Here is a 6,603-nt window from a genome sequence, read left to right on the forward strand (position 1 = left end):
GAATGACATTACCCGCTTTATTTATTGGATATGGCGAATCATCAACCTTATTTCCGTCAAAATCTATTTTTACTAAATTTGATGGTTTGATTTCACTATATAAAAGTCCAAATGCATTAATTAATAAATGCTCAGTTCCCGGTATTTTATATGAAATATGATTATAAACTTGTGTGGTCCAACCATAATAATCAACCATTCTATAACAGAGTGCCAAGTCTACTCTGGCTTTCCATTCAATATCACTATACCCAGGAGGGGTCACTGTGGATGCAAAAATATCTTCCATGGTATTATCCTTTTATTCTGGTTTCTCGCCCATTACGACTGCACGATACATTTCTCTTCTGTAGCCATCATAATCATTAAAAGCTTGATGTAAACAGATTCTGTTATCCCACATGATCAATGTATTGTTATACCATTTTAGCCTACAGACAAAGGATTCTTGAGTGGCAAAACTAGATAAAAAATCAAGTAAAGGTCGTGATTCTTCTTCTGTCATGCCTTCTATACCACAAGCATAGGTTTTATCAACGTATAGGGACTTTTCACCCGAAACAGGGTGGGTTCTAACCAATGGGTGATACGTGCCTTCAACCATTTTTTGGGTATCTACATCAAGTTCCAGACTTCCTAATTCACTCGCTTTTTTTGATTGTCTTTCAGCTTGCATAGAGGCAACAACATGCTTAGCACTCATCCATACTTTAAGCGGGTCTATCATCTTTTTCATTGCGGGGCTTAAACTGTTATACGCTAGAACAGAGTTTGCAAATAACGTATCTCCGCCATACGGAGGCATGTCTATTCCGTAGTTGATAGCCACTGAAGGCGGACGCTCTAAAAACGCTGAATCTGTGTGCCAGCCACTTCCAAATACCATTTTGGTTTCAGCAGTCGCTTCTTTAATGACTGGTTGAATGTTTTCATGGCCTACCACACCTTTGGTGTAGGCATCCGTTCCGAACTCACCAAACTGAAGGGTTAAGTTTTCATGGTCGGTAAAAGAGATTTCTTGGTCTCTAAAAAAGATAAGTTTGTGTCTATACAGTGCATTTTGAATCTCAGCCATGGCGTCATCACTGACGTTGCTTAAATCCACACCTTGTATTTCTGCTCCCATAGACGATGCTAAAGGAACAGCCGTAATGTGCTTATAATCTCTAGCACTATTATCAAAGAGTCCCGTTGGATGTGTAATATTTTTCATAATTTTAATCCTTTAAAATTTATTAAAAATCAATTATATATCCCATCAACTGTAAAATAGAAGATTAAGATATCTGCTCTTAACATTTGTTCTTTACTATCTCTAGGTTAGAGAACACCACTTTGCTACACTTGACAGTAATTATTGACTTACCTCCTATGAACTACATTTTGCAGGTTGCGCTGACGGCTTTGACTTTCTCGTAAATACCATCAGCATCTAAGCCTAAGGCTCTAACATCACTAAGGTATTTTTGGGTACCTTCTGTCAGGGGACCTTTCCAATCAGGGTCATTGAGTGGGTCAGGAATGTCTATCATGGTATCTCCTTTTGCACGAGCTTCTTCCATAAATTTAGCATCTTCTTTATCAGTCATCTTTCCTGCAATATCAGCCATTACTCTACCCGAGTTATCATCAATTATTTTTTTCAAATTATCAGATAGACCTTCATACTTATCCTTATTCATTGTTACCAGTAATGCTGAACTGTAAAAAGGAAGATTAGTATGTGCAGTGGTTAATTCTGTAAGCCTAAAATCACCAGTAGGCTGCCAAGGTAGGCTTACACCATCAATAACACCACGTTGCAATGAAGTATATATATCCGTAGCAGGGAATCCTACAGGAGTACCACCGGTAGCTTCAATAATATCGCCTGCAATTGCTGAGGGACGACGTATGCGCATACCTTTCATATCTGCTGGAGTACGAATAACCTTATCTGCTGTATGCAATACTGAAGGACCTGCGCCCATCATAAATAGTAAATGGGTATCTTCATACTCACTAGCGATAGTGCCATCGTCATAAAGGGTTTGCAGCATACAGCTCATTTGACTGGCTGTATTTGATAAACCTGGTAACTCTGCAATTTGGGTTAATGGGAAGCGTCCAGCAGTATAACCAAGAGCTTGCGATCCGATGTCAATGGTTCCCTTAGCAGCAGAATCGTAAGTAACATCGGGTTTACTCAAAGTTGCAGAAGGGTAAATTTCAACTTTCAATTGACCATTTGATTCTGTTTCAATTTTCTTAGCCCATGGTTCAAAAACTTCGGTATGCATTGCGGAAGTCGCTGGCCAAAAGTGTGAGAATCTTAGAACCGTTGTATCATTGCCAGCGCTCTGATCAGACTGACCGGAACAACCCGAAATACCCATTGCGATTGCTATAAATAAAGACATAGCACCAATCTTGAATTTATTAGACATTTTTATCTCTTCCCTGTAGATAAATTGTATTGTGTTTCTTTTGGCTTGGTATAAGTTAGGACTTACAAGCAGCACTAGCTTCTTTAGCTTTTTGGTAGACTGTTTGTGCATCTAATCCAAGGTTTTCGACATCTTTTAAATATTTTTGGGTTCCTGCTTCCAGTGGACCTTTCCATGCAGGGTCGTTTAATGGATCAGAAATGTCTATCATAATGTCACCTTTAGCTTTTGCTTCAGCCATAAATTTGTCATCTTCTTCATCGAAAACTTTACCGGCAACAGCAGCCATCTCTTTACCAGAGTTGTCGTCGATAACTTTTTTAAGGTCGTCAGTTAGGCTTTCATACTTATCTTTATTCATAGTAACTACGATAGCAGAACTATAAAAAGGTATGTTTGTGTGTGTATTTACAAGTTCAATGAGTTTAAATGAGCCCGTAGCATCCCATGGAAGGCTTAACCCGTCTAAAACACCACGTTGAAGAGAGGTATAGACATCAGTAGCAGGTAAACCGACAGGCGTTCCTCCGGCAGCTTCAATAATGTCACCAGCAATAGCTGAAGGACGACGAATACGCAGACCTCTCAAATCATCTGGTGTACGAATAGGCTTATCAACGGTATGGATTCCTCCAGGACCTGTACCCATCATAAATAGTAAGTGTGTATCTTCGTATTCACTTGATATAACTCCATCATCATATAAGGTTTGCAACATACAATTCATTTGAGTCGCTGAGTTAGAAAGACCTGGGAGTTCTGTGATTTGAGTCAATGGAAAACGGCCGTTTGAATAACCTTGAAGTTGAGAGCCTATATCAACAGTTCCTTTGGCAGTTGAATCATAGGCGGCATCAGTTTTACTAAGTGTGGCTGAAGGATAAATCTCAACTTTAATTCTACCATCTGACTCTTCTTCAACCTTTCTTGCCCACGGTTCAAAAACATCTTTATGCGTTGCTGAAGTAGCCGGCCAAAAATGTGCAAAGCGTAATATTGTAGTATCCGCAACAGCATTCTTATCGGTGGCTGTATCATTCGATTGCGAGCAGCCAGTAACCCCAATTAGAGCTGCCAATGCCATACTAGCTAGGAGAGTTTTTTTCATCATAAATTCCTTTTTTGATGGTTGGAAATAGCTCTAATATAAAGTCAGGCGCATCTCAAAACACCACTTTGATAACTTGCGAAAACAAATCGTCAGGACAAATATAGACTGACGTCGTGCTTCTCTCTTAATGGCCTTAATAGTCTAGTGTACTTTGTTCTACATTAGAATTACTGTTCTTATAGTGAACTAAGTTATACTTTTTCTATCCCTCTGTCAATCCAGTTATCTCCTTAAAAGCATAATTAATTTATCAATCGCTTGCAATGTCACTTGGCATTGTTTATCCGCTGCACCACAGTATGTTAAAGGTGATAGGATTGCTTCAAGTTCGCCACTGTTATCGTCCAGATTTATCGATTGTTTTTCTAGTAAAACTAGAAAATTTTGCACAAACCCCTGGTGATTGATATGCGCTTCTTGACTGGCTTGCTTTATCAAAGGATAGATGTGATCTTGAGTGACTGAAAAATGATGCTTCAAATTTTTAACCAGATAAGCGTCGCTATTTAAATCAAGATTAGCCGCCATGCGCTCAGGGTAGACTTGCAATCCTTGCAATAAACTTTTCAGATAAGCTGTGGCACCAGTAACCAAAGCCACGCCCTCAGTTAAAGGTACCCAAGTGGCATGCCATTGTCCTAGTGCGCGCTCAAAAGGTTGAGCGGTTGTGTTGCTAATCACGCTTAGATGCCCATGCATTCTTATAGTGGCTGCTTTAATTAAGGCACACAATACAGGGTTGCGTTTATGTGGCATCGACGACGACCCGCCCATGCCTGTAATAGCGGGCTCAGCTACTTCACCTAATTCGGATTGACACATTAAGGCAATATCTTCGACAATGTTTTCCATTGCACCGGCACATGCATCTAGTGTAGAGCCTAAATTATGAATAGGTTGCCTATTAGTATGCCAAGGTAATAATGGCATTGATAACCCAAGTAATATTGCAACCTGCTGAGGCAGTTCATAATCCTCATTCTCTTCATCACTAACCCCAACAGGACCACCCCATTGTAAATAAAATCCCGAGCGCTCTAATTGTGCTAAATTTGGTATGACAGCGATTAACGATGATGCCCACTGTGAGACTTTCGCTCCAAAAGTAATCGGTAGAGCTTGTTGCATTAATGTTCTACCCGCCATTGGAGTCGCACGATGATTCTCAATTAATATTTTACAGGCTTCTAGCACCTCAATTAAGTCTTGGTTGATATGTTTTAGTGCTGGTTTAAGCATCAGCATCATCGCAGTATCAATTACATCCTGACTGGTCACCGTCTGATGAAAATACGGTTTTACTTCTTGGGGTAACAAGGCTTTGGCTTGTGCCACGAAAGGAATGGCTGCATTGCCACCAAGATAGGCTTGTGCCCCAATCGCATCAATATCAAACATATCTAACGCTAACGCTTGTTTAGATCTTTGTAGCGTTTTTTCAGGAATAAGGCCGTTATTTTCTCTGACTTCTAGGATTGCCAGTTCAAAATCCAACATAGCTTGAACAAAAAAACGAGCAGAAAAATCTTGAGCGATATCAGGGTGTACAAAAGGCTGATTGATTAATTGAGTAACTTTCATTTAGAATCCCTTGTTTTAGTAAGTATTAAATAGTGTGGATAACGAAGTATGGATAACGAACAAGATAAGAAAATACTCTTCGATAGCCCAGATTTTGTTGCCTCTCTTGCGGGAGGTTTGAGCGTATTGCTGGCCTTTGACGAAAATAATTCTGTTATGACTCTAAGCGAAGTGGCCGAACGCACCAAGATGGGAAGAGCAAAAGCTCGACGTTATCTATTAACATTGCACGCACTCGGTTACGTCCATAAAAATAAGCGCCAGTTTAGTTTGTCACCCAAAACCCTAAGCCTTGGCGCAAGTTATTTAAGTAGTGTGCATCATCACGATATCATTCAATTTTACTTAGAGCGCGTGACCGAAAAGACGGGGGAATCCTGTTCATTTGGAGTGTTGAATGGTGATGACGTGGTTTATATAGCACGCTCTGCAGCTGAACATCGCCTATTATCTATAACCTTGTCGATTGGCACGAGACTACCAGTTGCTTATACCTCTATGGGGCGTGCTGTTCTTGCTAATCTTCCTAGCAACCAGCTCGAAAAGTACATCAAAGAAGTAGAGTTAACATCTCACACACCATACAGCATTACCGACCGCAAGCAATTTGGTCAGATGCTAGAACAGGTTAAAGAACAACAGTATGTCGTTGTAGATCAAGAGTTAGATACAGGTTTACGATCACTTGCTCTTCCAGTCTATAAATCAAACAATGAGTTAATTGGTGCGATTAACATTAGCACCAATGCCATGCGTATTTCTAATGAAGTTCTACTTGAAGAATTTTTGCCAACCTTACGTGATTGTGCTGCAAAAATTCAAACCTACTATATCTGATTGGAAGCTTTTGAGTACCATTTATCTAGTTTTGAATGTAATATTTATCAAAGCAGTAGATGGTTCTTAATTTAATGGCATGCTAATTTTTCAGTTTATATTATCCATTGATACTTAAAAGTTAGTCGATGAGCCTAACTAAACGTTAAGATCTGACCTAAATAATTTAGGTCAGATCTACGAGAAAAATCATACTAAATTTGTATACTTTTCAAAGTTAACGTCTACCTACTTGACAGCATAGACCAACTGGTCTGTAGTAGTATATGAGTATATCTAGGGTCTTAGCTCTTGAGATACTGTTGCTATTAGCTGACGAGAGAATTTTTACCATCTACTGAATATATGAGTAGCTGTAATAAACGCCAACTGAGACCTATAAAACCACTCACGCCAATATCGGACCACCGGCGACTCTCGTCTTGCTCCCGATTCCCAAAAGAATAGATTGGATTGATTTTACAGTCTAACTTTCAGCGTTACTACATGCTCGAGGTGACACTATATTTCATGTCAATGAGCTATGCTGAAGAAACCGTAGAGATAAACTTGGTAAACTAACGACTCGACAAGGAGTTTACCATGACCAAGAAAATGCAGAGCTACAGTACGGAATTCAAAGCAGAAGCTATCAAAAAGATAGCAGAT

The 6,603-nt window shown here is 39.6% G+C and carries 6 protein-coding genes; 1 reads left to right on the forward strand and 5 read right to left on the reverse strand.

Annotated features, from left to right (window positions below; genetic code table 11):
• The 5 genes from JMY06_RS11365 to JMY06_RS11385 all read right to left on the reverse strand — a co-directional run.
• On the reverse strand, positions 1 to 289 hold a 289-nt coding region (locus JMY06_RS11365), incomplete at its 3' end, for a class II aldolase/adducin family protein (RefSeq protein WP_201618359.1).
• A 12-nt stretch (positions 290 to 301) separates the two neighbouring features.
• On the reverse strand, positions 302 to 1,213 hold the full coding sequence (locus JMY06_RS11370; RefSeq protein ID WP_201618360.1) for a TauD/TfdA dioxygenase family protein: 912 nt from the start codon (positions 1,211 to 1,213) through the stop codon (positions 302 to 304).
• 163 nt (positions 1,214 to 1,376) lie between these two features.
• A complete protein-coding gene (locus JMY06_RS11375) occupies positions 1,377 to 2,432 on the reverse strand; it encodes a TRAP transporter substrate-binding protein (RefSeq protein WP_201618363.1) in 1,056 nt (351 codons plus the stop codon).
• Positions 2,433 to 2,481: 49 nt separating this feature from the next.
• Positions 2,482 to 3,534: a TRAP transporter substrate-binding protein gene (locus tag JMY06_RS11380; RefSeq protein WP_201618364.1), complete on the reverse strand. Its 1,053-nt coding sequence runs from the start codon at positions 3,532 to 3,534 to the stop codon at positions 2,482 to 2,484.
• 225 nt (positions 3,535 to 3,759) lie between these two features.
• Positions 3,760 to 5,118, reverse strand: coding sequence for a lyase family protein (locus tag JMY06_RS11385; RefSeq protein WP_201618361.1), 1,359 nt, complete (start codon positions 5,116 to 5,118; stop codon positions 3,760 to 3,762).
• Positions 5,119 to 5,166: 48 nt separating this feature from the next.
• Here JMY06_RS11385 and JMY06_RS11390 point away from each other — a divergent pair, with 48 nt between their 5' ends.
• Positions 5,167 to 5,955 carry an IclR family transcriptional regulator C-terminal domain-containing protein gene (locus JMY06_RS11390; protein WP_201618362.1) on the forward strand — a complete coding sequence of 263 codons (789 nt, stop codon included), beginning with the start codon at positions 5,167 to 5,169 and terminating at the stop codon, positions 5,953 to 5,955.
• Positions 5,956 to 6,603: the final 648 nt, after the last annotated feature.

The organism is Psychrobacter urativorans (genome assembly GCF_904846675.1).
GTDB classification, from domain to species: Bacteria; Pseudomonadota; Gammaproteobacteria; order Pseudomonadales; family Moraxellaceae; genus Psychrobacter; species Psychrobacter urativorans_B.

Bases quoted from the DNA above. Each gene is read 5' to 3' on its own strand.
- JMY06_RS11370 (WP_201618360.1), bottom strand. From the start codon at position 1,213: ATGAAAAATATTACACATCCAACGGGACTCTTTGATAATAGTGCTAGA.
- JMY06_RS11390 (WP_201618362.1), top strand. From the start codon at position 5,167: ATGGATAACGAACAAGATAAGAAAATACTCTTCGATAGCCCAGATTTT.
- JMY06_RS11385 (WP_201618361.1), bottom strand. From the start codon at position 5,118: ATGAAAGTTACTCAATTAATCAATCAGCCTTTTGTACACCCTGATATC.
- JMY06_RS11380 (WP_201618364.1), bottom strand. From the start codon at position 3,534: ATGAAAAAAACTCTCCTAGCTAGTATGGCATTGGCAGCTCTAATTGGG.